This window comes from Holzapfeliella saturejae (assembly GCF_037546065.1).
Taxonomy (GTDB): Bacteria; Bacillota; Bacilli; order Lactobacillales; family Lactobacillaceae; genus Holzapfeliella; species Holzapfeliella saturejae.
In genome coordinates this window covers 811,509-838,492 of the sequence record NZ_JAWMWG010000001.1, presented here as the reverse complement: position 1 = coordinate 838,492, position 26,984 = coordinate 811,509, and the positions used below count along the sequence as shown (strand labels likewise).

Sequence of the window (26,984 nt, the reverse complement as noted above, 5' to 3'; positions counted from 1 at the left end):
TCTATAAAATAAATTTGGTTAAATCTTTGTTAGTTAAGATATCTGATAATTTATTTTCAACATATGCTTGCGTGATTTGAATCTCACCCATTTGCATATCTGGACCTTCAAATAATAATTCTTCAAGAAGTTTTTCAAGAATTGTTGCCAGTCTTCTCGCTCCGATATTATCTGTTCCTTGGTTAACATCGTAAGCAATTTCAGCAATTTTTTCAATAGCTTCTTTAGTGAATGATAATTTAATATCATCTGCATCAAGTAACGCAATGTATTGCTTAATCAATGAATTTGAAGGGTCTGTTAAAATTTTAACAAAGTCTTCACGAGTTAAGGCATTTAGTTCCACACGAATTGGGAAACGTCCTTGTAATTCGGGGATTAAGTCGCTTGGTTTTGATTCAGCAAACGCACCTGCTGCAATGAATAAAATGTGGTTGGTATCAACTGGACCATATTTAGTGTTGACGGTATTTCCTTCAACAATTGGTAAAATATCACGTTGAACCCCTTCACGAGAAACTTCTCCAGATTGTTTCTTTTGACCTGACGTTACTTTATCAATCTCGTCAATAAAGATAATCCCATTTTCTTGTGTACGTTCGATTGCACGTTGATAAATTGAATCATAATCAACTAATTTTTTAGCTTGTTCTTGAATTAATAGTTCACGAGCTTCTTTGACTTGAACCGTACGTTTGATTTTCTTTTTAGGACGAAGTGAGTTCATCATATCGCCCATATCCATGCCCATTTGTCCCATCATATCATTCATTGGATTAACTTTCTTTTGTTCATCCAATTTGATAGTAACGTAGTCATGTTCAAGTAAGCCTTTGTCTAGCTTTTCTTTAAGTGATAAACGTTTATTGCGTGTAGCATCATCTACTTCTTCTTGATCATCATCGTCTTCTTGACTAAAATTTGGCATGTCACCACTACCACCATTGAACATCCCAAACAAATCTTGCATGTTCATTTGGTTATTCTTTTCTTTTTTCTTGCCTGGTGCAAGTGCTTTAACTAAAATTTTGTCTACTTCTTTAAGGGCTTCAGCACGAACAGATTCAAGTTGTTTTTTCTCTTCCATTTGAACAGCATTTTCAACTAAATCACGTACCATTGATTCAACGTCACGACCAACGTAACCAACCTCAGTAAATTTAGTTGCTTCAACCTTGATAAATGGGGCTTCAACTATTTTAGCTAAACGACGGGCAATCTCAGTTTTACCAACCCCTGTTGGTCCTGCCATTAGCAAGTTCTTAGGGGTAATTTCTTGTTGCAGTTCACCGTCAAGTTGCATACGGCGATAACGGTTATACAAGGCAATACTAATCGCACGTTTTGCTGAATCTTGTCCAATAACATAATTGTCTAAAATAGAAACTATTTTCTTAGGTGTTTGAACTGTCATTTAGCACTCTCCTATAAACTATCTGTTAAAATATTGTGGTTTGTGTAAACATCAATATCTGCTGCGATATTGATGGCTTCTTTTGCAATTTCTTCAGCTGTCATATCACTACTGTGACGGGTCATGGCAATTGCTGCTGCTTGAGCAAAATTACCACCAGAACCAATTGCAACAACAGCTTCATCGGGTTCAATGACTTCACCATTACCTGAAATCATCAGTAAGTCATTTTCATCAAAAGCAATTAATAACGCTTCTAGTTTTTGTAATGTTGGGTCTTTACGCCAGTCTTGTGCAAGTTCAACAGCCGCACGTTTTAAATCGCCGCCAAAACTTTCAAGTTTCTTTTCTAGCCAATCTTGTAATGTAATGGCATCAGCCACACCACCAGCAAATCCAACAACCACTTGGTCATTGTAGATACGTCTGATTTTATGAGCTGATTTTTTGGTGATGAATTTCTCACCCATTGTAATTTGTCCATCGCCTGCAATCGCAGTTTTGTTGTTATGTTTTACGGCACTAATTGTTGTCATTAGATGCACCATCCTTTGCTTGATTTCTTTGGAAAAACTTCTGATAGTCCTGTTGTAAATGATCCATTGTGACATGCGTATAAATTTGCGTCGTCGACAGTGACGCATGACCCAGTAACTCTTGAACCGTTCTAAGGTCTGCACCATGGTTTAATAAATGCGTCGCAAAAGTATGTCTTAACATATGGGGATGCATATCAGAAGTCAGTGCTGATTTATTAATTAGCCCTGATAGGATATATCTTATCCCGCGAGATGTCAATTTCTTCCCGTATTGATTAATAAAAACGTAAGAATGTGTTTGATGATATTTAGTCATCAACTCTTTTCTTGCTTCGTGAAAGTAATCTTCTAAAGCATTTTTAGCATGAAACCCAAATGGGACATAGCGATCTTTATTACCTTTACCATGAACTAAAATCACACGCATATCAAAGTCAATTTTCGAAGTGGTTAATTCACTGACTTCACTCACACGCATCCCTGTTGCATAAAATAATTCTAACAGAGCCGCATTCCGCTGTCCAAGTGGTGTTGTGGTATCGAGTGAATCAAATAAAACTGCCATTTCATTTTCGTAGAAAAATCGTGGCAGTTTTTTTTCATTTGATCGTAGCGTAATCGTTTCAAACGGATTTGCCTCGACAACTTTATAGCGAATTAAGTAATAATAAAACGAACGTAAAGAAGAAATACGACGAGCAATAGTTTTTCTTTGGTAACCTGCATCAGACATATCCGCTAGAAAAATTTCAGCATCACGCAGACGCACAGCTTCAAACCCACTAAATCCACCACTATTTTCTAAAAATGCCATAAAATTCTTCAAATCTTCTTCATAAGCATCAATCGTGTGCTCTGAATAATGGCGTTCATTTCTTAAATAATTAAAGTATCTTGTTGGCCAATCCATGTTTTACCCTCTTATTTTTGTGCTTCTTCTTCGTAATCACCGTTTGGACAAACCACTTGTGTCCCGCCCTTGATTTTCTTTTCAACCAAGAAATGTTGATCAACTGGACAAAGTCTAGTCAATGGTTTATCCCATGAGACAAACTCACATTCTGGATAACGTGAACAACCATAAAAAATACGGTTACGTTTTGATTTACGTTCAATCACTTGACCTTCACCACAAGTTGGGCAAGGTACACCGATTTCTTTCACAATAGCTTGAGTGTTACGGCAATCAGGGAAACGCAAGCAAGCATAAAACTTACCATAACGCCCCATTTTAATTACCATTGGAGCTCCACAAATTTCACAATTGAATCCTGCAGGCTCATCTTTGATTTGAATTTTTTCGATTTTTTCATCGGCATTAATAAGCTCTTTTTCAAATGGGCGATAGTAACGGTCAATGACATCTGTCCATTGTTCTTTTCTTTCTGCGATTTCGTCTAAATCAGACTCAAGCTGTGCAGTAAAGTCAATATTGACGATATCAGGGAAGAATGTCTCAATTAAGTCATCTACAATTTCTCCCAATTCAGTTGGCTCAAAAGCACGACCATTCAGTTTAACATAGTAACGCTTTTGAATAGTATCAATTGTTGGGGCGTAAGTTGACGGACGACCGACACCATTTTCTTCAAGAACTTTAACTAACGTCGCTTCACTGTAACGTGCAGGTGGTTGCGTAAAGTGTTGGCTTGGGTTAATGGTTTCTAGTTTAACTTGTTCGCCCTCTTTTAAAACAGGTAACTTAGTATTCTTTTTATCTGTATCTGTTTTATAAACTTTGGTAAACCCTTCAAATTTCATCTGTGAACCATTGGCTCTAAAAGTGACACCGTTTTGTGCTAAGTCGGCACGAACCGTATCAAAAATAGCAGGTGTCATTTGACTAGCTAAAAAACGTGACCAAATTAATTGATAAAGTCTAAATTGATCTCGCGAAAGTAACTCTTTTAGACTTTCAGGCGTACGGAGAACTGAGGTTGGCCGAATCGCTTCGTGGGCATCTTGGCTATTTTCTTGTTGTTTAGCTTTTTTTGGATGATGCGAAGCATATTCTTCACCATATTCATCGTGAATAAATGTCCCTGCTTCATGTTTAGCAACGGCCGAAATACGTGTTGAGTCGGTTCTCATATACGTAATTAATCCGACGGTTCCTTCTTTTTTACCTAGATGAATTCCTTCATATAATTGTTGGGCAATCATCATTGTTTTACGTGTTTTGAAATTTAAACGCTTGTTCGCCTCTTGTTGTAAAACACTGGTTGTAAACGGTGCTTGAGGGTTTCTTTTGCGTTCTTTTTTGACTACTTCTTGGATATCGAACAATTGTTCTTTTTTGATTTTTTTGAGAATTTCTTGGACATCTTGTTCATTTGATAAGTCTTTTTTCTTGCCTTCTAGAGCTTGGAAAGATGCCTCAAATTGAGACTTTCCTTTAGCAAATGTGGTCTCAATCTTCCAGTATTCTTCTGGATTAAATTGTTGAATTTGCTTTTCACGGTCAATGACAAGTTTTAAAGCAATCGATTGGACTCTTCCGGCACTCAAGCCTTTTTTAACTTTACGCCACAAAATAGGACTAATGGAATACCCCACCAATCGGTCTAAAATACGGCGAGCTTGTTGCGAGTTTACAAGATCCATATTAATCGCTCTTGGTTCTTTAAAAGCGCTTTTTACGGCATCTTTGGTGATTTCGTTGAAGACAACCCGATTCTTTGCAGTTGGGTCTAGTTTTAAGATATGTGCCAAATGAAAGGCAATGGCTTCCCCTTCACGGTCCGGGTCGGCTGCCAGATAAACATTCTTAGCTTTTGAAGCAGCTTGTTTCAATTTTTTAATTGTATCGCCTTTACCTCTAATGGAAATATACTTGGGTTCATAATTATTCTCCACATCAATTCCCATTTGTGATTTTGGTAAATCTCGAATGTGTCCCAGACTGGCAATGACTTTATAATTGCGACCTAAATACTTCTCAATCGTCTTTGCTTTTGCTGGTGACTCAACAATTACTAAGTTTTTCTTAGGCATGATAAGCCCCTTCCTATGCGTTCAGTGAAAATCGTAACTAGCATATTCTACAAAAAACCGAATGTCAAATAATTTTTAATACTAGCATTAGCCAAGCTGGTCGATATTTGAAAATAATAACGGCGTTGCACCACTTTCAATTAAAGCGTTAGTTCCTTGCGAAAGCTTGCTCGTAATCGGTCCTGGAATCGCAAAGACATTGCGATTTTCTTGTAAGGCTAAATTAGCTGTAATCAATGAACCACTTTTTTGTCTAGCTTCAGACACAATAATATTTTGACATAAGCCAGCAATAATTCGATTACGCTCTGGAAAACGAAAACGAGTCGGCGGTGTATCTGGTAAATACTCTGATACTAATAACCCTGACCGTTTAATTTCATCTAACAAGCCTTCGTGTGATTTTGGGTAGCAATGCCGTAATCCATGCCCTAAAACAGCAATGGTTTTGCCTTTTTGAGCTAGTGTTTGTTCATGACAAAAGCCATCTACACCCTTGGCTAATCCACTACAAGTTGTTTGGTTTGTTTCAACTAATCGTGCAATGATAGGACGCAGACAATCTTCACTGTATGTTGAGGCAAATCTTGCCCCAACAATTGACGTAATTCTACTATTTAATAAAGTTTTATCACCTTGTAAAAATAATAAAATAGGCGGATGATAAATTTCAGCTAACCGGTTGGGATAGGTCTTATCTAGCAAGCTGATAACTTCACAAAATCGTTGAACTTGCGTAACCTGATAATCCCACTGACGTGAGTACAGCACCTTTAGTAATAACGACTTAATCGGTTGAACTTCTAATGTTTGGTTGATTAGAGTGACAAACTCTGTTTTAGATGAACATTCGGCTAGTAGGGATGCTACTAACAGATTTTGTTTGTAGGTAAACTCTTTTGATAATTGCATTTTTAATAAATATAAGGTTTTATTCATTGGCTTAGCCCTCCTATTTATTAAAATACGCAAATTATAAATATTCCATGACCGGTGAAAAGGTTTTTCGGTGAATAGGAGTAGCTCCCAATTGTTTCAACCCTGCTAAGTGTTTTTTAGTCCCATATCCGGCATTATGTGAAAAATCATATCCTGGGTACGCTTGATCATAAGTAATCATTAAGCGGTCACGAATCACTTTAGCTACGATACTAGCTGCAGCAATCGAATTACTTTTTGCATCCCCTTTGATTAGCTTGGTTTGAGGAATATCGACAGGAATGACCATTGCGTCAACTAAAAGGTGCTGTGGCATTTGTTGTAGGTTTAAAACGGCTTCTTTCATAGCTAGTTTTGTGGCTTGATAAATATTAATATCATCAATCACCTTTTCGCTTTTAATCCCGATGCTGACATCAAGTGCTTGGTCTAGAATTTGATAAAACAAAGCTTCACGCTTTTCAAGACTTAATTGTTTAGAGTCATTAACTTCAATCACATTAAAGTCTTCTGGTAACACAACAGCTGCACACACAACAGGTCCTGCTAGTGGGCCTCTTCCCACTTCATCAACCCCTGCAATAGTCTTATAATTATCTTGCCACAGTTTTCTTTCATAGAAAAAGCGGTCATCAAAAGCTTGCTTTAACTGGTGTTGCTTAGCTATACGACTATAATAAGCTTTTAATGCTTGCTGTACGCCTTTTCGAGAGTCTTCAGCAAGTTCTGTAAGTAAAGATTCTTGAACGTCATCAACCTTCAATAATTGCTTAATTTCACTAATCGTCATGACTAACCTCTTTTAAGTAATCAAAGGTGATTTGCCCCAGTTTAAGTTTACGGACTTGTTGAATAAAGTGATAACTATAGCGGTCATAATCATCTCTAAAACCAAACTTTTGCGTCATAGTCATTAATAATTCTGGGAGATTTTCATCAAAGTCAATGGTGTTAAGATATTTATCTAGTTGTTTTGGGTAAAATGAATGTAAATAATCTAACAAGAATAACGCCACGTCATCAAATTGAAAAACGGTTTCTTTAATTGAACCGATTGCGGCTAATTTCATGCCGACTTCTGGGTCTTCGAATTTTGGCCACAAAATTCCTGGTGTATCAAGCAATTCAATTTGTTGGTTAACTTTTAACCAGTTTTGATTTTTAGTTACCCCTGGTTTATTACCAACAACGGCTACATTTTTTCCAACTAGTCGATTTAAAATAGTTGATTTACCGCAGTTTGGAATTCCCACGCAAATAGCACGAATAACAGGATTAACCACGCCTTTTTGAGTGAGTTTTTCAATTTTTGCAGCACTAGCTTTTTTGATAGCCTTGAGTAGTTCAGGTAATTTACTGTTATGTTTTGAATCTAAAGCCACAACAACGGTATTTTCATTTTCGTAATAGTTTTTCCAACGTTTAGTTAACTTTGGATCTGCTAAATCGCTCTTGTTCAAAACAATAACTTTAGGTTTTTGGTCAGTTAGTTTTGCCACAACAGGGTTACGAGATGACTCTGGTACACGGGCATCTAACACCTCAATAACGACATCAACTAAACTTAATTTTTCTTCAATTTGGTTTTTGGCCTTATTCATATGGCCTGGATACCAGTTAATTTTTCGCATTAATAATCCCTCCAAAAATAATTAAAGGTGATGCATCATATTGCATCACCTTTTGCTTTATACTTCTCCCATTTGAGTAAGATAATTTTGAAAAGCCTCATCAAAGACACTCATTTCTAAAACGTAATCCCCACTCAGTTCCAAATAATCTGATAATTCATCGTAATCCTGCGATAGCTTTGGAAAATCATGATCCAAAAACGCATTTTGAGCAAATTGAGCGATTGGATGATGCGAACCTGGATGACGTTGTGTCATTAAATATTGATAAAAACTTTGTTGCATAATTAGCCTTCTTAATCTTCTGTGTAATAGATAATTGCAAATGCACCAAGACCTGTGTGTGTTGCAACAACAGGCGTTGTTTCGTATGAAAGCACAGGTAAGTCTGGTTTAATTTCATGAATTTGATCAGTTAAAGCATCCATTTGATCCTTGATATCAACATAAGAAATCCCGACACCTTTAACATTTTCGTTCTTGATTTTATCTAAGCGGTCATTAATGAATTGCTTAACCACTTTTTGGCCACGTCCACGCCCTACAATATCTAAGTTACTGTCTTTTACTTCTAAAACAGCTTTGATATTAAGCATAGTTGCAATGCGACCGGTTACTTTGCCCAAACGACCACCTTTAATTAAGTTATCTAAGTTTACAACAACTAGTTGTAGTTGGGTATTTTCTCTTACCTTATCAACAATCGCTAATGTTTCTTCAAGTGTTTTACCTGCTTCCACGGCTTGAGCTGCCTCAAGTACTTGGAATGACAAAGCACGGTCAATAAAGGTACTATCAACCACGTGAATTTTATCTGGGTTAACCATTTCAGCAGCTTGGCGAGCTGAATCCACTGTTCCACTTAAACTCTTAGTCATTGTTAGCACTAATAATTCGCTACCATCAGCGGTTAATTCTTCAAAAACTTCCGCAAATTGTCCAATAGGAGGTTGACTCGTTTTAGGTAGGTCTTCACTTTCTTTCATTTTTTGAACGAAAGTTTCACGATCGATATCAACACCATCGACATAACTTTTACCATCAATTGTAATTGTTAGGGGTACGACTGTAATGTTGTGTTGTTTAATTTCTTCAGCTGTTAATTGAACAGATGAATCTGTTACTATTTTTATTTTTGACACCATTTATTCTCCTAAATATATAAATTATAGATAAAGAATTACTAATATGATACGATATTATTAGTATTTTACTGTGTTAAGTATAACAGAAAATAAAAATTCTTTTTAGTTTTAAGGTGAAAAAATATGGAATTAAAAAAACTATTTCAAAAACCAGAACATGTTTCAAAAAGTTATAATATCCTCAATGAAGTTTTTGGGGCGGTAACACATGGAATTGGTGTTTTGTTAGCGATTGCAGGGTTAGTTATCTTAATCGTTAAGGCAGCTCATACCGGGGATGCCATGCGAATTGTTACTTTTACCATTTATGGTTGTTCACTGCTAACTCTTTACCTGTGTTCGACGCTTTATCACTCGCTTTCTTTTACACGAGCTCGACGTGTGTTTAGAATTTTTGACCACAGTGCCATTTTCATTTTGATTGCAGGTTCTTATACACCTTATACATTAGTGGCCATCGGTGGTGCTAAAGGTTGGTGGATGTTTAGCGCTGTTTGGTTCCTAGCTATTTTTGGAATTATCTATAAAATTTTCAATTTATCCAAACATAAAATTATTGACGTTTTACTCTACATTGGACTGGGCTGGATTGTTATTTTAAGTGGTAACGATTTGTATCATACTCTAGGTAGTACCGGATTTTGGCTACTTCTACTTGGTGGCATTACTTATACAGTAGGTGCTTTGATATATAGTATGCGCGGCATTCCTTTTATCCATGTTATCTGGCATGTATTTGTTATGATTGCCTCAGCTTTGATGTATTTTTCAATTTTATTTTATGTATAAAAAGGTTACTGTTTAAAAACAGTAACCTTTTTTGTTTAAATCACCTTGTTAATATTTGTTATATACAAAAACACCCAATTTTTCTCTTTTGCTGTCAGTATTAACTGATATTCCCCCATATCCATGTTGTTTGCAATAATTGAACGAACATGACGTTCTTTGTTTGAGTCCAAAAATACCCCACTTATTTTATACATAGTTATTACTCCCCTTAATATATATCTAAATATAAGATACGCCTTCTTAAGGTATTTTTCAATTTTATTATTAAAACTATAAATTAGAGATAATAAACACAAATTTTATCGTCTTGTCTTTATTTTGGGTGTTTTATAACTTTTTGGATTGCTTTTATAACTTTTACTTGGTTGCTTGTAGCTTTTAGTGTCTGTTTTATATGACTTAGATTGCGCTTTAGTATTAGTTGACTTTTGTGCAGTATCTTTCTTGCTGTTTTTTATAATCTTATCACTAAAACTTTGATTACTTGATTGCTTTGTTCGTTTTGAATTAGTCGTTACATTTTGATTATATCTTGGATAGTTAACTGGGTTATGGTAAGTATTGAAACGATTAGATAGCAATGAACTGATAAGCATATAATTTAAAACCGTTGATCCAAATGAAGATTGATGTTGTTGTGCAACAATACCATTATGATATGGTTGTAATCCATCCGTTGTATTATTAACGATATTTTGATGGCCTAATTCAGTCGAGTCTAAATCAACTCCCATCGTACTTTCTGACGTATTTAACTGTTGTTGGTTACTGTTATTTACACTAAATAAATTATACAATATAACACAAGCTACAATAAAAATAATGATGCTACTTACAATTTTCAGATTTTTCATAATTGACTCCTCAATATAAAGTAGCTTCAATTCTACCATACAAAAAGAAGAAGTATAGAAAATTCTATACTTCTTCTTTTTATCTTCGTCAGCGTAAACAAAAGAGATGCTAGCCTTTGATTGAACTGGTAAAGTTCTAATATCATTAACGTTATCTTGCTCTCCAAAAAAAGCACAAAAGATGTAACATCAAATCATTAGGTATATTTTTTAAGTTAATTCTACTTGGTACGTAAGAATATAAAAATATATTATCTTGTCTTCTTAATCATAAAACGGTGTTTCATTCTTGAAAAATTTATCTATCATAAATTTATGCTGCTTGTTAAAAATCTTTGGAAGATTTTCTTTCCCAAAATAATCAAATTTAATTGTTTCTGTATCAGTATTACTGTTTTTGCTACTAATTTTCTTTACTAAAAATGCAATAACAATAGCTTGAGCAACATCTCCATTAGGATAATGTTGAATGTTGTCGGTTGAAACTCCCAGTAATGAGATAACTTTAACATCTATTCCAATTTCTTCTTTAAATTCTCTAACACATGATTCCTCAGCCGTTTCGCCAAAATCTATGGCTCCACCCGGCAAACCCCATTCTTTGAAATCACTACGCTTTTGAAGAAGTACTTTATTATCTTCATCTGCTAGAATTCCACCTGCAAAGGTTAAAATTATCGGATCATGGCCAATTTTAGCTCTGATGTCACTTATATAATCCATTTACATCTCTTTTCTATTTTCGTATACAACTATTGACGAATATTATTCATCCTCATCACTTGGTTTTTTTACTTACATACAGCCATTCGGAAGCACTCTTGAATTTGCTAAAAATTGTTATTATAAATTTGTAATGACAGTTATTATATCAAATTCTAGATTACCATATAAAAAAGGTTCTAAAATCACTCGATTTTAGAACCTTTTTCTTTATTTTCTTTTATAAATCAAATAAGTATGTGGGTATTCATTTTTATCATCTACAGGACCTTCTTCTTTTGAGACTAACTCATAGTCTGAGTAATCAATTTCAGGCATATAAGTGTCCCCTTCAAAAGTATGATGAATTTGTGTTAGGTAAAGCAAATCAACATCATCAAGTAATTGACGATAGATTTGCGTACCCCCGATTATGAATACGATATCTTCAGACATGTTGCGTAAATAATGCAATAGCTCCTCTTTATCATTAAAAACTTCGACACCCTCATGAGACCAGTTTTGATCACGAGTTAAAACGATGTTTTTTCTAGCTGGTAATGGTTGAATATTCAAGCTATCAAAAGTACGACGCCCCATCACAACAGGGTGTCCCTTAGTCGTGTCCTTAAAAAACTTCAAGTCAGCAGGTAAAAACCACGGAATGTTACCATCTTTTCCGATTAAGTGGTTTTGATCTTCAGCCCAAATAAATGCTAATTTTGACATAATATTATACCGCCACAGGTGCTTTAATCGCACCTTGTGGTTCATATCCTTTCAACTTAATATCTTCTACTTCAACATCAAAGATGCTTTTTCCGTTTAAATCTAGTTCTAATTGTGGTCCTTCGTTTGGCATACGACTCAATTGTGTTTCAATTTGGTCAAAATGATTTTGATAAATATGTGCATCCCCAAATGTATGGATAAACTCACCGACTTCAAGACCGGTTTCATGAGCAATCAAATGTGTTAACAAAGCATAACTCGCAATATTAAACGGCACACCCAAAAAGATATCGCCACTACGTTGGTAAAGCTGACAAGAAAGCTTGCCTTCACGGACATAGAACTGGAATAAGGTATGACAAGGTGGCAAAGCCATACTTGGGACATCTTCTGGGTTCCAAGCACTAACAATCAAACGTCTTGAATTAGGATTTGTTTTAATTTGATCAATCACGTCTTTAATTTGATCAATAAATCCACCTTCTCTGGTTTGCCACTTACGCCATTGTTTACCGTAAACATCACCTAAATTGCCATACTTAGCCGCAAACTCATCATCTTCCAAAATCTGGTCTGTGAATTTCTTCTTTTCTGCTTGATAACTTTCTGCAAACTCTGCATCTTCTTGTGAACGAAGACCAAAATCAGTCATATCAGGTCCTTTATAATCGTCACTTTTAACATATTTAGCAAAAGCCCATTCATCCCAAATATGATTATTATATTTCAATAGATATTGAATATTAGTATCGCCTTTTAAAAACCAAAGTAGTTCACTTTTAATTAATTTAAACGGTACACGTTTAGTTGTTAAAAGCGGGAAATTTTCAGTTAAGTCAAAACGCATTTGATAACCAAAAATACTTTTTGTTCCGGTTTTAGTACGATCATCTTTAAAGTGACCGGTTTCCATTACATATTTGGCAAAATCTAAATATTGTTGTTCGTTCTTATTCATGAAAATCTCCCACTTCTATATAATTTTTGATTGCTTTCAAGTTATTTTCTAATTCATGATTTAAAATAGCTTCTTCGACATCATACAGAATTTGACCAATAGCTGGACCTGGTCTAAATCCTAAATCTTTAATCAAAATTTTACCATCAATTGCTAGTTCATCACGTGATTTAATCAAAAGCTGATTATAACGATCGACTAATAAGGTGGCATTGACTTCTTCACCAAACATTCTCATTAATTCAATGGTTTGTAGTAGTGTCGTTAACCCATATTGATACAACTCACGGTTAGTGGGTTCTTTAATCATCATCACATCAAATAGTTCCACCACTGCAACTACTTCTTCTTTAATCTTATTAGAGTTCTTCCATTTAACTAAAAATGGTCGAATTTTGTCTAGTGGTAATTGGCAAGAAACGGCAATCATTGACCAAAATATCACTTCGTTAGCTGGCAAAAAGTCAATGCCTAGCAAACGTCTTAATTCTGACTCATAATCATAAAGAATCGGTACTTGCTTAAGTAGATTGAACTCAATAAAACTTTTAAATCCTTTTTTGAATCCTTGACCTAATCCCAATTTCAAGAATTCATCTCGAACACGTTCAACTGCTATTTTTGATAGTAATTCATGATGTTCAATAATAGCTTCTTTGGTATGTTGTTCAATTTCAAAATCTAACTGACTTTGAAAACGAACTGCACGCATCATTCTTAAAGCATCTTCATGAAATCGCTCACTTGGATTACCAACAGCTTTAATCACTTTATGATTTAAGTCGTCTAGCCCGCCAAATAAATCAACAATTTCACCATTAGCATCCATAGCTAGAGCATTAATTGTAAAATCTCTTCTCTTTAAATCTTCAGTTAGACTTTTAACGAATGTAACCTTATCAGGTCGTCTGAAGTCTTGATAGTCAGATTCAGTTCTAAACGTGGTTACTTCATAAGTTTGTTTATTTTCAATAACCGTTACTGTCCCATGTTCAATCCCTGTATCAACAGTTTTCTTAAACGTTTGCTTAATCTCTTCAGGATAAGCACTTGTTGCAATATCAATATCATTAATTGGGCGGTTGATAAGTAAATCACGAACGGATCCACCTACAAAGTACGCCTCAAACCCATTATCTTGTAAAGCCTTTAAAATCGGGGCAGCTTCTTCAAATAATTCAGGTAAATTTTCTACTCGCATAATTGTCGTCACCTCTTACGTTGATAGATTTATAGTATCAAAACTGGTATGCTTTTCAAAGAGCCGATTATTTATTAAGGGGGTAATTTTATGAAAAGAATGAATCTCTATCGCACGTTAGTCGATCTTTTTATGATTACGTTAGGAACATTTACATACGCGTTTGGAATTGTGGCTATCAATATCCAAAACAATCTTGCTGAAGGTGGACTGACGGGGATAACGCTGATTATTCGCTACTGGTTAGGAATTGATCCTGCCTATTCAACGATTATCTTAAATATTCCAATTTTGTTATTAGGGTATTATTTCTTAGGAAGAAAAGCGATTTTTTATACTTTATGGGGAACTGCTTCACTTTCAGCTGGTCTTTGGGTTTGGCAAAGAACATCCCTTGCAACTGCTATCAATTTAGATCATGATTTATTTATTTCCGCACTTTTAGCTGGTCTTTTCGCTGGAGTTGGATTAGGAATCACCTTTAAGTTTGGTGGAACTAGTGGCGGTGTTGATATTCTAGGTAAAATTCTCGAAATCAAAAAAGGAATATCAATGGGGAAATCATTGTTACTATTTGATTTATTCGTACTTCTTGCATCCCTTAGTTACCTAGATATCAAACACATGATGTACACATTGCTCGTTTCTTTTGTCTTTTCAAAAGTTGTGAACTTTGTACAAGATAGTTCTTATAATGCCAAAGGTGCCTTTATTGTGTCAGAATATTACACTGAAGTAGCCGAAGCTATTAAATATAATTTAGACCGTGGTGTTACCTTTATGGACGCTGAAGGTGGCTACAAAAATCACAAGAAAAAAGTTATTTATTGTATTGTACGACCAAACGAATTGCACAACTTAAAAACAGTTGTCCATGAAGTTGACGATAAAGCCTTTGTTTCAATTTTTGATGTTAATGAAACAATTGGTAATGGTTTTTCTTATCAACCATTGAAGAAAAAACGCTTCTTCAAAAAAGCTAATTAAAATAAGCCTCTAGAGGCTTATTTTTTATGCTAAACTGATTTAATTTCTCTAATCAAACATGCTACTATTATATTAAATTGAATGAAGGAGTCATAAAAATGAAAGGCATACCAAGACTGGTCCAATTTTCGGTTATGAGTACCCTAATATTGTTAATAGCTTACGGCTGTTTAAGCATTTTTGAGTGGCATAATTCAACAGTCGATACGGTTATTGGCATACTTTTTGGTTTACTTTTTGTCTTTAATCTCATTATTTTTATTAGACAAATTAGAAATAATCAAGAATAAAATCGTTATCGAGTAAAAAGCAGATTTAATTAAATCTGCTTTTTTAATTTATTGAGTTCTCATTTCACCCCACCATTTAGGAAATGATTCGGCTAATTTGATAGTTTCTTTCGTATTATAGTCAATCATAATTTCAGTTTCGGCATTTTCACTATTTAACTGCATTAAAAATTCACGGCATGCCCCACATGGCATCCCACCCACACCAGAAGGTGCTTCATTTCGAAAAGCAATCAATCGTTTGATTTTGGTCTGCTTACTAAATTGGTACATATTAAAAGCAGCAGCACGTTCAGCACAAAGGTGAAATACGCCTGCTGATGCTTCAAAACAATAACCCGTATAAATTTCACCATTCTCAGCTTCTAAAGCACAAACGACATGCTCAGCATAGATGAATGATGAAACTTCATGCGGATTATATAAACCTTTTGCACTATTAAATAGTTTTTCCCAGATATCCATATAAAATCCCCCCTTATATTTCTTAATAGTGTAGCACATGATTTTGAATATTATTTTCCTTTAATAGCTAAAACTGAATGTCTGTAATAAATTGCCATAAGTTTTTGATACATAGCTAGTTTTACTATAATATTATTAACTATAGTATCTTCAAGGGGGATTTCAATGGATAAAAAGGCAAAAATAGTGGCTGGTTGCTCTGCCATTTTACAAGTTGTTGTTTTGATTTTTTCAATTACTTTGACTGTTTTAATGAATTTAAGTGATCAGCAAAAGTTTTCTGGCCTTTCGTATGATACATTATTTCAATGGTCTAATATTTTACTTGTCATTCAAATGTTTTTGCTAGCTATAACCATGATAAGCACAGCCGTATTGTTAGAAAATCGCAAGAAAAAAAGAGCCTAATACTATTAGGCTCTTTTTTATGGCATTAATCCATTAACAATACTTTTACCGAAATCTCTTCCGGTTTGATAAATAGTTGGAACAGCAACTACTACAGCTGTAATAATGCAGCCCCCACACCCAAAATAATTCTTTTGTTTTTTTGATAAAACTCTATGATTAGTTTTTTCATTTTTTCCTCCATAACATATTTTTAATTTTAATTATACTCCTTTAAAATAAAATCAATCAAAATAATTTTGCTTGATTTTTAACATAAATCGATATTCCAAAGTGCCTGTGCTTGCTTTTTCTTCCAAAAAGTAGGAATATGCAAGCTGTAATTAATTATATCAAAATGAGGAGTAAGTGTATGATATCTATCAATGATTTAACTATTTCTATTGATAACAAATCAATATTAACTAATATCAATCTGCAATGGGGTGAGAATACGATAATCGGTATTGTAGGACTGAATGGTGCTGGCAAAACCAGTATTTTTAAAAGTATTCTTCAGTTAGGATTTTTTAAAAATAAGAATATAAGCTATTCAGAAGGCTTAAAAATCAAACGTGATATTGGGTATTTGAATGAATCCAGAGGTCTTTTTATCAAGGAAACTGTAGACCACAACTTAAGTTATTTTTCGACACTCAATCATTTAAACCGTGATGAGGCTGTGGCAACGATTGACTATTGGTTAACTTTTTTTGGCATATTGGATTTAAAAAACAAAAAGATATTTGATCTTTCAAAAGGTAATCAGCAAAAAATTCAATTTATCGCTAGTATCTTAGGTCATAAAAAATATATCATTTTAGATGAGCCTTTCAGCGGTGTAGACCCTGTCAATGCGGATATTTTCCTAAAAGCCATCAAACAACTACATGATACTGGGGCATCAATCCTCTATTCAAGTCATCAGATGGAATATGTAGAAGAGTTAGCAAATCGTGTCATCATGATTAAGTCTGGCAAAATAATTCATAATAGTTCCCTTGATAAGTTAAAATCCCATTATGTGGTCTATACAGGTAATATTTCTAACTTAAAAGACTCGTTCATCAAACAAAATATTAAAATTATTGCTGATAAAGAGCATATTATTTGTGATGCCAAACATAGCGTCAATCAGGCTGATATCGCTCGTTCAACACCAACACTTTCACAAATTTTCAAGCTAGTTAATGGAGATACTCAAAATGCATAATTCAAAATTAATAAATCCTTACACAAAAATAGCAGTCAAAACATTAATGACAAAGTCAATGATTATTATGGGACTTTTTTTTATGATTTTAATTGGAATCGGAATTGGCATTTATGGCCATTTGTCCCATTTCAATATTAGTGATACTTTGACGACTAACCGGCCAGCACCAACACTAACATTGGGGACTGTTAAACTGATTTTTATGTTTATTGTTTTCATTTTATTTAGCGTTTTGTCAGGAACGATGCAAAGTATTGTTGCTGAAAAAGATAATAATGTTATCTCCCAAATTATTCCTTTAATTACTGAAAAAGAGTATGTTTTAGGTAAAGTATTCTCTGCTTTTGCGTTAGCACTCATCTCATTAGTTAATCTTATATTATGTCTCACAAGCAGTTTATTAACCCTAGACTTATTAAACGGTCAAGGCGTACATCTTTTTACTTACTTATCAAAAATTACTAACAGCACCCCTGCTAGTTCTCTGGCACCTCTTATATTAAGCCTTGTTATCGAAGTAATGACGCTTATCTTATTTACTATTCTTGTATCGGGGAGAATCAATAAAGTTCAAGAATCAACAACGAATGCCCTTATTGTCTTATTACCCTTGTTTATCACGCTATTTATTCTAATAGTACCCATGGCAACTAATCAGCTAAATCTTATTAGTTCATTGGGAATGTTCGTCCCATTATTTTCTCCCTTATTTTTACTAATTAACTATTCTTTGAATGGTGTGACAATGCCACTATTAGCTAGCTTATTTATTAGTATTATTTACATCATAATCTTATATAAATTGACGATTAAACTCTATCAATACTTCTTAACAACTAATAAAAAATTCTCTTTTAAAGAATCAATCATTTTAGCATTTAATAAATAAGCGGTTATCAAAAACAATACCCTCCAGATTTTTCTGGGGGGTATTTTGTCTGTTAAGTTATCTTGAATAAGCCAACTCTTTTTTTGCAATGTCTATAACTTCAGAATTTGAGACTAAAATAATTGTGTTCGGCGTTTTTTGTGACTCTTGACTAAGATCAAGATTTCCTGATGGGTCAAAGTGATGCCACTCGCAATACAATGTATTTAAGTTAGTGTAGTTAGAAACATTGTAAGGTTTAGGAATATCTTCCGATATAATAGGAGTGCTCGTAATATTTAAGTCTTGGTTAATATACTCGATATGATTATTTTCATTACTACTATGAAAATAATCATATACCTCATTGATATCATCAAAAATCAAAATAGATGTTGTTGATACCGATCCAAGTCCATAAAATAGCAAATAAAATCTATTATCATAAGAGCTAATTTTCGTGTTGAGTATATCAATAAATTCATCAAATAACTCTTTTCGATACTTTTGTTTGAATTTTCTTGTTTTCCCTGTATAAGGAATTACTCCTGGACCAGGAATTTCATCATAATCATCACTATGTTCAGCATAATAGTGCATCCATCGCTTCGAAGTTCTCCAAATACGTCTTAGCCCTCGCAATTTTTTTGTATAATAATATAATCCGCGTTTACTTCTTGCCATAAGCTAACCTCTTTCTTCCACATAAGCTAACTCGTCTTTTGCAATGTTTATAATCTCAGAATTCGAAATTAATATAACGGTTTCTAATCCCTCCTGCATAGATGCAGGTATTTTATTGCCATTATTGTCAAATTCTTCTTAGTCACAATATAATGAGTGTAATTCTGTTTTTGTATTTGGAATTTTATATTCACTAGGAATTCTTTCAGATTTTATAGTGAAATTTTTTAAATCATAGTGTGGGCTTCTATATTTTTCATGATTTTTCATGTTGCTTTTTCTAAAATATGTTCTAACTTCATCAATACTATCATAGATTAAAATATTAGCTGATGAAGGATGCAACTCTTCATACGGATAAAATAATAAATAGTATCGTCCGTCTTGCTTATTAATTTTTTGGTCAAGAATACGGATTAATTCGTGAAATCATTCGTTTCGATACTTTTGTTTAAATTTTCTTGTTTTTCCTGTGAAGGGAATTATCAAGGGTGCTGGAATCTCAATGTCATTATCACTTTCATCTGCAAGCTCATTCAGATACCTTAACTCCTTTTTCCAGATACGACGTAAGCCTCTTAGTTTTTTTCTATAGTAATTACTTGGTAGTGCCATAAAGTCCCCTAACTCATCACTTTAAGATGTTGTATAGAATAGTTTCTTTTTACCTTTTTTGTTAGTGGGCAGTGGTCGTACACTCACAATATAGTTTAAGTTAATGAATAAGTCATAGTTTTTCTTTTTCAAAGTCAAACTATCCGATTTTACTTCAGCAATTTCACCAACATAATCTTGTCTAATTGTTGAAATAATACAACGTTGTCCCACTAATCTTTCAATTGATTCTTTCATTATAATCTCCTCCTTGTTTAGCTTACTCAAAAATACAGCAAGCATTATAGGATACAGTATACCAAAAAGAACCGATAATTTGTTTTTTGACACAGCCAGGTTTAGGATAAACTTAACTTATTTTAGGAGGTTAGAAAATGAAAATTTTGGGTTATGTTTTTTCAGTCATCTTTGTGATTGTTTCGCTTTTTCTTTGGTTTAGAGGAGTTGACGGTAGTGGCGTGACAAATACCTTATCAGTGAAAGCAGCCTCTTTATCCGTTTGGGTTATCTTTTGTTTGATTGTTTTGGCTATTTATTTAATTACCTACTATTTTATGCGACACCGTTCTTAAAACACAAAAAGGATTTTTATGAGAAAAATCCTTTTTTCTTTTGAGATTTAATTGGAGTCTGATGAACACCAATAATATATTGAATATTAATAAATTGCTCTAACTTATGAGATTGTATTGTTACGACACCATTTTCTACTGCCATCACTTCCCCTACGTACGTCATTTGCAACGTTGAAATTAAACAATGTTTTCCAATTAAATTTTCAAGTACTTTATCCATATATCCTCCGTGTTTAATCGTCAATTACTGTTCATCATACCAAAACTAAATCTTGATAACAAAAAAGACTTAACAATAACTGTTAAGTCTTTTTTATTTGGTTAATGAGCTACCATTTCTTGAGCAACTTCAAGTCCTGATAAATCGCTATGATAGTAAGTTGGCCAGTTATCTAATTCTTCTAGTAATTTTGCTTGGCTTTCTCCACCAAAATAAATGTGGAAATGTTCGGCCTGTTGAGGGACAATAGCATGATCACTAAATTGAACATACTTAAAGCGACCAGCATTTGGATCATCTGTTTTGAACATAAAACGCACACCACGGTTTCCTTTTTTATAGTTCAAAATTTGATAACCATCATATTGATAGTGGTATTGGTAACGATTGTCACCCACTATAAATGTCATTGTATCACCTGTTATTAGCAGATGATCAACATCTGTCTTGTAGCCAACTGTATAATAGTCTTTATATTCTGCAGCTGACATCGTTTGATTTAATTTAGATTTATAATCAAACACAGGATCTAATGTACCGTCTTGTAAGTAAGGATAAACAGATTGAAAGTCACCTGCATAATCACTTAAGGTTCTGTCTTTTACGGCTTCATCTTTAAAGTAACCCTGCGCAACAGTTTGAACTGGTGCTTCTTCATGTTCTGGTTTAAAGGCATCCCCTGCTGTCTCTGTAGTTTTTTGTAAAGCTAACAGGTTTTCCTTCATCAATGTCAAATAATCCTTAGAACTAGCTTGTATTAGCGGATTTAAAAATGCTGCTTGTACATTTGCTTTGTTCACTAATGTTTGATTAAAGTCGTTATCTATTAGTTGGTCAAAATAAATATATGGAATATGATTTTTGGCAACATAAGTTTTAAGTTCAGCTAAACGACTAGCTGAGGGTTTAACATTAGGATAAATATCTGTCAATTTAATTTGCTTCAATCCATAATCAAGTGCCAAGTAAGTAAAGCTATCATTTTGTGTAACAAAACTCTTTTGTGAAGCTTTGCTAAAGGCATTACTGTAATCAGCATCTAATTGTTTCAACTGTTCCAGATAGTTTGATGCGTTCTTTTCAAAGACATCGGCTTTGTCTGGATAATAAGCTATTAACTGTTCTTTAATTTTCGTAACTTCTGTCATCGCTCTTTGCGGTGATAGATAAGTTGTGTCATCTAATTCATGAGTATGCTCTTCTTCCTCTCCATGGCTATGACTATGACTGTGTTCATCATGAGCAGCTGGTAGTAGTACAGTATCTTTGGTACCAGAAACTAGTTTAGGTGATTGATTTCCCCAATTTTTTTGAGCTTTTGTGACCCAATCGTCAGAACTTTCATGTTGATAAATCAAAACATCAGCTTGTTTAGCTTTTTCTTGATCTTGTTCTGAAACTAATGTCACGGTTGCTTCTGCTCCAGCAATGTTTTTAGCAAATTCCAAAACGGCATAGTTCGTTGCAACAACATCAAGTGACTGATGATTTTTTCCTTTTTCAGTCAAATAGGCCCCAAATCCAAGTAAAGCTACTAATCCAATAATTAACAGGTGTATTTTTTTCATTAATACGCTCTTTCCAATCTTATTTTTTCTAAATGATAATTATTATCATTTAGATTTTAATAATATCATATGCTTATTTTTTGTCAATAACTTTTGGAATACAAAAAACGTCCTTTACCAAGTAAAGGACGTTTTATTAATTATCTATTTTGCAAATCGTCTAGATCGTTTTGCATCTGTAAATCATCAGGATTCACTTTTAAATATTGTTGCATTAACAAGATTTGTAGTTCTCGATCTGCTAATTCTTGGGCAAACTCAAGCATTTGCTTCAAGAAATCAGTATCTGTTGAAAATGCACGATAAGCCAATAAGTACTGTGCTTTAGCTTGTTCAAATTGCTCTGTTTCTTGATAAGCTTTTGCTAAATCCCAGTTCATTTGTGGCGTAAGTTGATCTTCATCTAACTGTGTTAAAAAGTCAATTTCTGCTTGATAGCTTTTTTGTCGTAGATAAGTTTGACTTAGGCCTGCCTTTAGTACTTGGCTATCTTCATTGATAGCCAGTCCTTTTTCAAAGATTTTTTGAGCAGTATCAAACTGTTTGAGGTAAAGTGCGGCTTCCCCAGCAATTTGATATAGAGCCTCATCAAATTCAGTGTAAGATAAACCAGCTTGTGCTGTGTTTAGAGCTTCTTCATTTTTGCCTAAATGTTGTTGTGCCATAGCTAAAGGTGCATAGGCACTAATATAATCGGGCATCTCATCGACAACAGCCATTAAGTAATTTTCAGCCTGTTTGTCATCGTTGACTTGCAATGACAACAATCCTAACTGATAGTTAACCTCAGTATCTTTTTCTAAATCATTTAACTCTTTTAACTCATTCAAGGCTTCTTCATAATCACCCATTTTAGCTAAAGCGAGTCCTAAACGTTTTTGAATATTGGTATTTGCAATATAATTTTCGCCACCATCAAGTAACAAACTATAATATTCTGATGCTGGTTGGAACTGTCCCATTGAATAATAAAGTTCAGCCAAGCCAAAGATGATAACAGGCTCTTCTGGGTCAATTTGATGAGCCTCTTTCAATTTTTGTTCAGCTGCTTCAAATACACCTTCAGTTTGGTAATAATCCGCTAGAACAAGCAGTGCTTGCAAATAAGCATCTGATTCTTCTGTGATTTCATATAAATAACTTAAGCCTTCTGTTTCCTGATTTTCATTGAGTAATAATTCACCTAAAAAGACTTTGAAAATATCTTCTTTTGGATGTTGTTTAATCAAAAAGCGATAAACTTGTTGACTTTGATCAGTGAAACCCATGGCATAAAGTTCTTCTGCCAAACTACTTAGAGTTTCACTATCATCTTCTTTAAAAGCATATTTCAAGTTTGTTTGTGCTTCTTCTAAATTATTGTCGCTTAAATTGTGTAACACTTGTTCTGAATATGACATTTGTGTCCTCCTTTTTAATGGAAAAACAAAAAGAGGGATACTTAAAAGTATTCCCTCTTTTTTAGTTAAATAATGTCTTATTTAACAGCATCCTTTAAAGCTTTACCTGGTTTGAATGCAGGTACTTTGCTTTCTGGAATTGTAATTTCTTCACCTGTTTGAGGGTTACGACCCTTACGTGCAGAGCGAGTACGAACTTCAAAAGTTCCAAAGCCAATCAATTGAACTTTTTCTTCTTTAGAAAGGTCTTCTACGATTGAGTTGAAAACTGCGTCAACAGCTGTTGTAGCTTCTTTTTTAGTAATGTTAGCTTTTTCTGCAACACTTGAAATTAATTCAGCTTTATTTGCCATCTTAGATTTCACCTCCTAAATAATTGGAATATGTATTATATACCCAATGATATAATTCCTAACGAAATTCGTTAAAAATTGGAAACAATGAAGACTACCACTCACCATTCCTAACCTTAAAATTATCATAGAAAAGGCTTGGCGACAAGGTTTTTTTCAAATTTATTTCCTTGCACGAGCAATAATATGAATTGGTGAACCTTCAAAATCAAAAGTTTTTCTTAATTGATTGATTAAGAAACGTTTATATGAAAAGTGCAATAACTCGGGATCATTAACAAAGATCACAAATGTTGGTGGGTTGGCTGAAACTTGTGTCATGTAGTAGACTCTTAAACGTTTACCTTTAACTAAAGGTGTTGGTGTTAAACGAGTTGCATCTAATAAAACATCGTTTAAAACAGATGATTGAATACGTTGACTGTGGTTAACACTCACACGTTTGATTAAGTCAGGTAAATTAGCTAGACGTTGTTTTGTTTTGGCTGAAACAAACACAATCGGTGCATAATCCAAATACTGGAATTGCTGACGAATTTTATCTTCAAATTCTTTCATGGTATGCGTATCTTTTTCAACAGTATCCCATTTATTTACGACAAAAATCACACCTCGACCAGCTTCATGAGCATATCCTGCAACGTGTTTATCTTGTTCGATAATACCACGACTAGCATCAAGGACAACAAGGACAACTTGAGAACGGTCAATCGCACTCATTGCACGCATCACAGAATATTTTTCAGTTGATTCATAAACTCGTCCACGTTTACGCATACCGGCTGTGTCAACCATTGTAAACTCTTGGCCTGATTCATCAACGAACTTAGTATCAATCGCATCACGTGTCGTTCCTTCCACATCAGAAACAATCACACGCTCTTCACCTAGCATTGCGTTAACTAGTGAAGATTTACCAACGTTTGGACGACCGATTAAACTAAAGCGAATGCTTTGATCTTCTTCTTGGTCTTCGTCTTTTGGTAATTTTTTAACAACTTCGTCTAACAAGTCCCCAATTCCTGTTCCTTGTGAACCTGATATTGGGTAAGGATCGCCTAATCCTAGACTATAAAAGTCATAAATATCTTGTCTTTGTTCTGGGTTATCAGCTTTATTAATTGCTAAGATTACAGGCTTATCTGCTCTGTATAAAATTTGGGCAATTGTCTCGTCATCATGAGTCATATGAGTCTTAACATCAGCGATAAAGATAATAACATCTGCTTCTTCAATCGCAATCTCTGCTTGAGCTCTAATTTCTTGCTGGAACATGCCAGGTCCTAGTTCGATCCCACCAGTATCAATTAAGTTAAAGTGGTGACCAAGCCATTGACCATGGGCATAGATTCTATCACGCGTAACACCTGGTGTATCTTCTACGATAGAAATTCTTTCATTAACGATTCGGTTAAAAATCGTTGACTTTCCAACATTAGGACGACCAACAATTGCAACAGTTGGTGTAGCCATATTTTTTCTCCTTTTTTCATAAAAAAAGCTGACTCACTGTCAGCCTTTTTTAGAATGATTAATTTTAGTTATTTTTTAATTCATCACCAATGATATCGCCGATTGAAAAGCTGTCATCGTTGTCCATGTAATCTGCTTCGTTTTGAGCTGATTCTTGGTTTGATGCTGCTTCGTTTGAATCGTCGGCTTTCATTGATAGTGAAATACGTTGACTATCTGTATCAATTGATAGGACACGTACTTCAACGCGGTCATTAACTGAAAGTACATCGCTTGGTACACGTACGTGATCGTTTGAGATTTCTGAAACGTGTACTAAACCTTGAACACCTGATGCGATTTCAACAAATGCACCAAAGTCAGTTAATGATTTAACTGTACCTTCTACAACATCACCTGCTACAAGGTCTGAAGTTGCTTGTTCGAATGGTGAAGGTTGTGTTTGTTTGATTGATAACGCAATTCTTTGGTTTTCGCTATCTACTTCTAGAACTTTAACTTTAACGTCTTGTTCTGGAGATAAAACATCAGAAGGTTTTTCAACACGTTTATATGAAATTTCTGAAATGTGAACTAAACCAGTTACGCCGCCTAAATCAACAAATGCACCAAATTTAGTTAAGTGTGCAACTTTACCTTCTACAACATCACCAGGCATAATTTTTTCTGAAATGTTTTCGAATGCTGCTTCACGTTTTTCAGTCACAAAGTCTTTACGTGATAAGATAAGACGGTTTTGTGATGGATCAATTTCAGTAATCTTGAATTCTAATGTTTGACCAACATATGGTTTCAAGTTTGATACATAGTGATCACTAATTAATGACGCTGGTAAGAAACCGCGTGCACCAACATCAACAAGAAGTCCACCACGAACAGCTCCTGTAATTTTACCTTCAACACTTTTATCTGCTTCAAAGTCTTTTTGTAATTGTTCAAATGCTTTTCTAGCAGCTAAACGAGTTACGCTGAAGATGAATTCGCCATTTTCTTTATCGCCACCAGCACGTCTTAGTACTAATGCTTCAAAGTGATCGCCAGCTTTTGCTAAATCTTTTAGGTTAGCACTACGATCTGCAGTGAATTCACGTTTTGGAATAACACCTTCAACACCAGCGTTATCAACACCTACTACAAGTTGTCCATCTTCTACAACAAGTACTTCAACGCCAACGACGTCTCCAATGTTAACACCTGTTAATTCATCTAAAATATCTTTCATCATGATTTCGTTATTATCAGCCATAAATAAAAATTCCTCCCACTTTCTCAACTCTATTTTAGAGTAAAACCTAGTAAATGACTAGCTTTTTTTAACTTTTTCTATAATTTTTTTTAATTCTTCAACAACTTCGTCTATAGCTAAACTTGTTGTATCTAACTCAATAGCATCTTTAGCTTTAACTAAAGGTGATATTGCGCGATGCTGGTCTTTATAATCTCTATTTTTGATATCTTCTTCAATTTGATTTAATGAGATTGTTTCACCACTTTGTTGATAATCCAACAATCGTCGTTGCGCACGTTCGTGAACGCTTGCAAGTAAAAAGACTTTGACTTCAGCATTAGGTAATACTGTTGTCCCAATGTCTCGACCATCCATCACCACATCGTGTTTACCAGCAATTCGCCTTTGTTCTGCCACTAAAAACGATCTAACCTGTTTGATTGAGGCAACATCTGAAACCGAATTTGTTACAGCAATACTTCTAATTTCTTGGCTTTTATCTTCACCGTTAATTAAAAGATGCTGCTCACTTTCGATAGTCTCAAAAGTTAGATTAATGTTCTTTAGTTTTTGTGATATTAATTCGTCGTTAGTCAAATCAACATCATCTTTCAGAAATTCAAGTGTGACGCCTCGATACATAGCACCTGTATCTAAATACATATAATTTAAATCCTGCGCTAATTTCTTTGCAACTGTACTTTTACCAGCTGACGCTGGTCCATCAATTGCGACTTGCATTCAAACTCACCTA

General features: G+C 34.3%; 32 protein-coding genes. 6 read left to right on the top strand and 26 right to left on the bottom strand.

The annotated features are described in order from the left end of the window. Window position 1: 1 nt before the first annotated feature. The 9 genes from hslU to R4Y45_RS04105 form a co-directional block, all read right to left on the bottom strand. Entirely contained in the window at window positions 2-1,414 is a 1,413-nt protein-coding gene (gene hslU, locus R4Y45_RS04145; protein WP_339969570.1) for an ATP-dependent protease ATPase subunit HslU, read from the bottom strand. Window positions 1,415-1,425: 11 nt separating this feature from the next. Beyond that, window positions 1,426-1,950, bottom strand: a complete 525-nt coding sequence (hslV, locus tag R4Y45_RS04140) for an ATP-dependent protease subunit HslV (protein WP_339969567.1) — start codon at window positions 1,948-1,950, stop codon at window positions 1,426-1,428. After that, entirely contained in the window at window positions 1,937-2,863 is a 927-nt protein-coding gene (xerC, locus tag R4Y45_RS04135) for a tyrosine recombinase XerC (protein ID WP_339969565.1), read from the bottom strand. Before xerC ends, hslV begins: the two co-directional genes overlap by 14 nt. 11 nt (window positions 2,864-2,874) lie before the next feature. After that, window positions 2,875-4,947 carry a type I DNA topoisomerase gene (topA, locus tag R4Y45_RS04130; RefSeq protein WP_339969563.1) on the bottom strand — a complete coding sequence of 691 codons (2,073 nt, stop codon included), beginning with the start codon at window positions 4,945-4,947 and terminating at the stop codon, window positions 2,875-2,877. Window positions 4,948-5,034: 87 nt separating this feature from the next. Then, a complete protein-coding gene (gene dprA / locus R4Y45_RS04125; RefSeq protein WP_339969561.1) occupies window positions 5,035-5,886 on the bottom strand; it encodes a DNA-processing protein DprA in 852 nt (283 codons plus the stop codon). Between the two features lie 34 nt (window positions 5,887-5,920). Next, window positions 5,921-6,676 (bottom strand): ribonuclease HII, encoded by a 756-nt coding sequence (locus R4Y45_RS04120; protein WP_339969559.1) that lies wholly within the window; start codon window positions 6,674-6,676, stop codon window positions 5,921-5,923. After that, window positions 6,666-7,517, bottom strand: coding sequence for a ribosome biogenesis GTPase YlqF (gene ylqF, locus R4Y45_RS04115; protein WP_339969557.1), 852 nt, complete (start codon window positions 7,515-7,517; stop codon window positions 6,666-6,668). The genes R4Y45_RS04120 and ylqF overlap by 11 nt, the downstream gene beginning before the upstream one ends. A gap of 57 nt (window positions 7,518-7,574) precedes the next feature. Further along, window positions 7,575-7,802 (bottom strand): YozE family protein, encoded by a 228-nt coding sequence (locus R4Y45_RS04110; RefSeq protein ID WP_339969555.1) that lies wholly within the window; start codon window positions 7,800-7,802, stop codon window positions 7,575-7,577. Window positions 7,803-7,813: 11 nt separating this feature from the next. Then, window positions 7,814-8,659 (bottom strand): DegV family protein, encoded by an 846-nt coding sequence (locus R4Y45_RS04105; protein WP_339970255.1) that lies wholly within the window; start codon window positions 8,657-8,659, stop codon window positions 7,814-7,816. A gap of 126 nt (window positions 8,660-8,785) precedes the next feature. Between R4Y45_RS04105 and trhA the strand changes: the two genes are divergently transcribed. Further along, entirely contained in the window at window positions 8,786-9,451 is a 666-nt protein-coding gene (gene trhA / locus R4Y45_RS04100; protein ID WP_339969553.1) for a PAQR family membrane homeostasis protein TrhA, read from the top strand. 35 nt (window positions 9,452-9,486) lie between these two features. Here trhA and R4Y45_RS04095 read toward each other — a convergent pair whose 3' ends face one another. The 6 genes from R4Y45_RS04095 to R4Y45_RS04070 all read right to left on the bottom strand — a co-directional run bounded on the left by R4Y45_RS04095 (window position 9,487) and on the right by R4Y45_RS04070 (window position 13,901). Continuing rightward, window positions 9,487-9,648 (bottom strand): hypothetical protein, encoded by a 162-nt coding sequence (locus tag R4Y45_RS04095; protein ID WP_339969551.1) that lies wholly within the window; start codon window positions 9,646-9,648, stop codon window positions 9,487-9,489. Window positions 9,649-9,753: 105 nt separating this feature from the next. Next, window positions 9,754-10,308, bottom strand: a complete 555-nt coding sequence (locus tag R4Y45_RS04090; protein ID WP_339969549.1) for a hypothetical protein — start codon at window positions 10,306-10,308, stop codon at window positions 9,754-9,756. Between the two features lie 264 nt (window positions 10,309-10,572). Then, window positions 10,573-11,031, bottom strand: coding sequence for an NUDIX hydrolase (locus R4Y45_RS04085; RefSeq protein ID WP_339969547.1), 459 nt, complete (start codon window positions 11,029-11,031; stop codon window positions 10,573-10,575). 210 nt (window positions 11,032-11,241) lie between these two features. Beyond that, window positions 11,242-11,739 (bottom strand): dihydrofolate reductase, encoded by a 498-nt coding sequence (locus tag R4Y45_RS04080; RefSeq protein WP_339969545.1) that lies wholly within the window; start codon window positions 11,737-11,739, stop codon window positions 11,242-11,244. A gap of 4 nt (window positions 11,740-11,743) precedes the next feature. Then, window positions 11,744-12,700 carry a thymidylate synthase gene (locus R4Y45_RS04075; RefSeq protein ID WP_339969543.1) on the bottom strand — a complete coding sequence of 319 codons (957 nt, stop codon included), beginning with the start codon at window positions 12,698-12,700 and terminating at the stop codon, window positions 11,744-11,746. Then, window positions 12,693-13,901 carry a CCA tRNA nucleotidyltransferase gene (locus tag R4Y45_RS04070; RefSeq protein WP_339969541.1) on the bottom strand — a complete coding sequence of 403 codons (1,209 nt, stop codon included), beginning with the start codon at window positions 13,899-13,901 and terminating at the stop codon, window positions 12,693-12,695. The genes R4Y45_RS04075 and R4Y45_RS04070 overlap by 8 nt, the downstream gene beginning before the upstream one ends. A gap of 90 nt (window positions 13,902-13,991) precedes the next feature. On the opposite strand from R4Y45_RS04070, the gene R4Y45_RS04065 reads away from it, so the two are divergent. After that, window positions 13,992-14,888, top strand: a complete 897-nt coding sequence (locus R4Y45_RS04065) for a YitT family protein (protein WP_339969539.1) — start codon at window positions 13,992-13,994, stop codon at window positions 14,886-14,888. Window positions 14,889-15,226: 338 nt separating this feature from the next. Here the strand turns inward: R4Y45_RS04065 and R4Y45_RS04060 are convergent, their stop codons facing one another. Further along, entirely contained in the window at window positions 15,227-15,643 is a 417-nt protein-coding gene (locus R4Y45_RS04060; protein ID WP_339969537.1) for a cytidine deaminase family protein, read from the bottom strand. Between the two features lie 165 nt (window positions 15,644-15,808). Here R4Y45_RS04060 and R4Y45_RS04055 point away from each other — a divergent pair, with 165 nt between their 5' ends. From R4Y45_RS04055 to R4Y45_RS04045, 3 genes are all read left to right on the top strand, one after another. Further along, window positions 15,809-16,051, top strand: coding sequence for a hypothetical protein (locus R4Y45_RS04055; protein ID WP_339969535.1), 243 nt, complete (start codon window positions 15,809-15,811; stop codon window positions 16,049-16,051). A gap of 352 nt (window positions 16,052-16,403) precedes the next feature. Then, complete coding sequence (locus tag R4Y45_RS04050) at window positions 16,404-17,243, top strand: ABC transporter ATP-binding protein (RefSeq protein ID WP_339969533.1); 840 nt, start codon at window positions 16,404-16,406, stop codon at window positions 17,241-17,243. Then, window positions 17,236-18,135, top strand: coding sequence for an ABC transporter permease (locus R4Y45_RS04045; protein WP_339969531.1), 900 nt, complete (start codon window positions 17,236-17,238; stop codon window positions 18,133-18,135). Before R4Y45_RS04050 ends, R4Y45_RS04045 begins: the two co-directional genes overlap by 8 nt. A 57-nt stretch (window positions 18,136-18,192) precedes the next feature. On the opposite strand, the gene R4Y45_RS04040 is transcribed toward R4Y45_RS04045, so the two are convergent. The 3 genes from R4Y45_RS04040 to R4Y45_RS04030 all read right to left on the bottom strand — a co-directional run bounded on the left by R4Y45_RS04040 (window position 18,193) and on the right by R4Y45_RS04030 (window position 19,650). Beyond that, window positions 18,193-18,798, bottom strand: coding sequence for a hypothetical protein (locus R4Y45_RS04040; RefSeq protein WP_339969529.1), 606 nt, complete (start codon window positions 18,796-18,798; stop codon window positions 18,193-18,195). Window positions 18,799-19,227: 429 nt separating this feature from the next. Continuing rightward, window positions 19,228-19,413 (bottom strand): hypothetical protein, encoded by a 186-nt coding sequence (locus R4Y45_RS04035; RefSeq protein WP_339969527.1) that lies wholly within the window; start codon window positions 19,411-19,413, stop codon window positions 19,228-19,230. A 21-nt stretch (window positions 19,414-19,434) separates the two neighbouring features. Next, entirely contained in the window at window positions 19,435-19,650 is a 216-nt protein-coding gene (locus tag R4Y45_RS04030) for a DUF2642 domain-containing protein (RefSeq protein WP_339969525.1), read from the bottom strand. Between the two features lie 137 nt (window positions 19,651-19,787). Between R4Y45_RS04030 and R4Y45_RS04025 the strand changes: the two genes are divergently transcribed. After that, window positions 19,788-19,985 (top strand): DUF3923 family protein, encoded by a 198-nt coding sequence (locus R4Y45_RS04025; protein ID WP_339969523.1) that lies wholly within the window; start codon window positions 19,788-19,790, stop codon window positions 19,983-19,985. 16 nt (window positions 19,986-20,001) lie between these two features. On the opposite strand, the gene R4Y45_RS04020 is transcribed toward R4Y45_RS04025, so the two are convergent. The 7 genes from R4Y45_RS04020 to cmk all read right to left on the bottom strand — a co-directional run bounded on the left by R4Y45_RS04020 (window position 20,002) and on the right by cmk (window position 26,971). Beyond that, on the bottom strand, window positions 20,002-20,151 hold the full coding sequence (locus R4Y45_RS04020; protein WP_339969521.1) for a hypothetical protein: 150 nt from the start codon (window positions 20,149-20,151) through the stop codon (window positions 20,002-20,004). A gap of 158 nt (window positions 20,152-20,309) precedes the next feature. Then, window positions 20,310-21,776 (bottom strand): metal ABC transporter solute-binding protein, Zn/Mn family, encoded by a 1,467-nt coding sequence (locus R4Y45_RS04015; RefSeq protein ID WP_339969519.1) that lies wholly within the window; start codon window positions 21,774-21,776, stop codon window positions 20,310-20,312. A gap of 140 nt (window positions 21,777-21,916) precedes the next feature. Further along, window positions 21,917-23,176, bottom strand: coding sequence for a tetratricopeptide repeat protein (locus R4Y45_RS04010; protein ID WP_339969517.1), 1,260 nt, complete (start codon window positions 23,174-23,176; stop codon window positions 21,917-21,919). A 77-nt stretch (window positions 23,177-23,253) separates the two neighbouring features. Continuing rightward, window positions 23,254-23,529: an HU family DNA-binding protein gene (locus R4Y45_RS04005; RefSeq protein ID WP_056974976.1), complete on the bottom strand. Its 276-nt coding sequence runs from the start codon at window positions 23,527-23,529 to the stop codon at window positions 23,254-23,256. A gap of 162 nt (window positions 23,530-23,691) precedes the next feature. After that, a complete protein-coding gene (gene der, locus R4Y45_RS04000) occupies window positions 23,692-25,002 on the bottom strand; it encodes a ribosome biogenesis GTPase Der (RefSeq protein WP_339969514.1) in 1,311 nt (436 codons plus the stop codon). A gap of 64 nt (window positions 25,003-25,066) precedes the next feature. Next, on the bottom strand, window positions 25,067-26,248 hold the full coding sequence (gene rpsA / locus R4Y45_RS03995; protein ID WP_339969512.1) for a 30S ribosomal protein S1: 1,182 nt from the start codon (window positions 26,246-26,248) through the stop codon (window positions 25,067-25,069). A 57-nt stretch (window positions 26,249-26,305) separates the two neighbouring features. Beyond that, window positions 26,306-26,971: a (d)CMP kinase gene (gene cmk / locus R4Y45_RS03990; protein WP_339969510.1), complete on the bottom strand. Its 666-nt coding sequence runs from the start codon at window positions 26,969-26,971 to the stop codon at window positions 26,306-26,308. Window positions 26,972-26,984: the final 13 nt, after the last annotated feature.

What these genes read in the sequence shown, in the direction of transcription:
- hslU (WP_339969570.1), bottom strand. Translation starts at nt 1,414, where the DNA reads ATGACAGTTCAAACACCTAAGAAAATAGTTTCTATTTTAGACAATTAT.
- hslV (WP_339969567.1), bottom strand. Translation starts at nt 1,950, where the DNA reads ATGACAACAATTAGTGCCGTAAAACATAACAACAAAACTGCGATTGCA.
- xerC (WP_339969565.1), bottom strand. Translation starts at nt 2,863, where the DNA reads ATGGATTGGCCAACAAGATACTTTAATTATTTAAGAAATGAACGCCAT.
- topA (WP_339969563.1), bottom strand. Translation starts at nt 4,947, where the DNA reads ATGCCTAAGAAAAACTTAGTAATTGTTGAGTCACCAGCAAAAGCAAAG.
- dprA (WP_339969561.1), bottom strand. Translation starts at nt 5,886, where the DNA reads ATGAATAAAACCTTATATTTATTAAAAATGCAATTATCAAAAGAGTTT.
- R4Y45_RS04120 (WP_339969559.1), bottom strand. Translation starts at nt 6,676, where the DNA reads ATGACGATTAGTGAAATTAAGCAATTATTGAAGGTTGATGACGTTCAA.
- ylqF (WP_339969557.1), bottom strand. Translation starts at nt 7,517, where the DNA reads ATGCGAAAAATTAACTGGTATCCAGGCCATATGAATAAGGCCAAAAAC.
- R4Y45_RS04110 (WP_339969555.1), bottom strand. Translation starts at nt 7,802, where the DNA reads ATGCAACAAAGTTTTTATCAATATTTAATGACACAACGTCATCCAGGT.
- trhA (WP_339969553.1), top strand. Translation starts at nt 8,786, where the DNA reads ATGGAATTAAAAAAACTATTTCAAAAACCAGAACATGTTTCAAAAAGT.
- R4Y45_RS04095 (WP_339969551.1), bottom strand. Translation starts at nt 9,648, where the DNA reads ATGTATAAAATAAGTGGGGTATTTTTGGACTCAAACAAAGAACGTCAT.
- R4Y45_RS04090 (WP_339969549.1), bottom strand. Translation starts at nt 10,308, where the DNA reads ATGAAAAATCTGAAAATTGTAAGTAGCATCATTATTTTTATTGTAGCT.
- R4Y45_RS04085 (WP_339969547.1), bottom strand. Translation starts at nt 11,031, where the DNA reads ATGGATTATATAAGTGACATCAGAGCTAAAATTGGCCATGATCCGATA.
- R4Y45_RS04080 (WP_339969545.1), bottom strand. Translation starts at nt 11,739, where the DNA reads ATGTCAAAATTAGCATTTATTTGGGCTGAAGATCAAAACCACTTAATC.
- R4Y45_RS04075 (WP_339969543.1), bottom strand. Translation starts at nt 12,700, where the DNA reads ATGAATAAGAACGAACAACAATATTTAGATTTTGCCAAATATGTAATG.
- R4Y45_RS04070 (WP_339969541.1), bottom strand. Translation starts at nt 13,901, where the DNA reads ATGCGAGTAGAAAATTTACCTGAATTATTTGAAGAAGCTGCCCCGATT.
- R4Y45_RS04065 (WP_339969539.1), top strand. Translation starts at nt 13,992, where the DNA reads ATGAAAAGAATGAATCTCTATCGCACGTTAGTCGATCTTTTTATGATT.
- R4Y45_RS04060 (WP_339969537.1), bottom strand. Translation starts at nt 15,643, where the DNA reads ATGGATATCTGGGAAAAACTATTTAATAGTGCAAAAGGTTTATATAAT.
- R4Y45_RS04055 (WP_339969535.1), top strand. Translation starts at nt 15,809, where the DNA reads ATGGATAAAAAGGCAAAAATAGTGGCTGGTTGCTCTGCCATTTTACAA.
- R4Y45_RS04050 (WP_339969533.1), top strand. Translation starts at nt 16,404, where the DNA reads ATGATATCTATCAATGATTTAACTATTTCTATTGATAACAAATCAATA.
- R4Y45_RS04045 (WP_339969531.1), top strand. Translation starts at nt 17,236, where the DNA reads ATGCATAATTCAAAATTAATAAATCCTTACACAAAAATAGCAGTCAAA.
- R4Y45_RS04040 (WP_339969529.1), bottom strand. Translation starts at nt 18,798, where the DNA reads ATGGCAAGAAGTAAACGCGGATTATATTATTATACAAAAAAATTGCGA.
- R4Y45_RS04035 (WP_339969527.1), bottom strand. Translation starts at nt 19,413, where the DNA reads ATGGCACTACCAAGTAATTACTATAGAAAAAAACTAAGAGGCTTACGT.
- R4Y45_RS04030 (WP_339969525.1), bottom strand. Translation starts at nt 19,650, where the DNA reads ATGAAAGAATCAATTGAAAGATTAGTGGGACAACGTTGTATTATTTCA.
- R4Y45_RS04025 (WP_339969523.1), top strand. Translation starts at nt 19,788, where the DNA reads ATGAAAATTTTGGGTTATGTTTTTTCAGTCATCTTTGTGATTGTTTCG.
- R4Y45_RS04020 (WP_339969521.1), bottom strand. Translation starts at nt 20,151, where the DNA reads ATGACGTACGTAGGGGAAGTGATGGCAGTAGAAAATGGTGTCGTAACA.
- R4Y45_RS04015 (WP_339969519.1), bottom strand. Translation starts at nt 21,776, where the DNA reads ATGAAAAAAATACACCTGTTAATTATTGGATTAGTAGCTTTACTTGGA.
- R4Y45_RS04010 (WP_339969517.1), bottom strand. Translation starts at nt 23,176, where the DNA reads ATGTCATATTCAGAACAAGTGTTACACAATTTAAGCGACAATAATTTA.
- R4Y45_RS04005 (WP_056974976.1), bottom strand. Translation starts at nt 23,529, where the DNA reads ATGGCAAATAAAGCTGAATTAATTTCAAGTGTTGCAGAAAAAGCTAAC.
- der (WP_339969514.1), bottom strand. Translation starts at nt 25,002, where the DNA reads ATGGCTACACCAACTGTTGCAATTGTTGGTCGTCCTAATGTTGGAAAG.
- rpsA (WP_339969512.1), bottom strand. Translation starts at nt 26,248, where the DNA reads ATGGCTGATAATAACGAAATCATGATGAAAGATATTTTAGATGAATTA.
- cmk (WP_339969510.1), bottom strand. Translation starts at nt 26,971, where the DNA reads ATGCAAGTCGCAATTGATGGACCAGCGTCAGCTGGTAAAAGTACAGTT.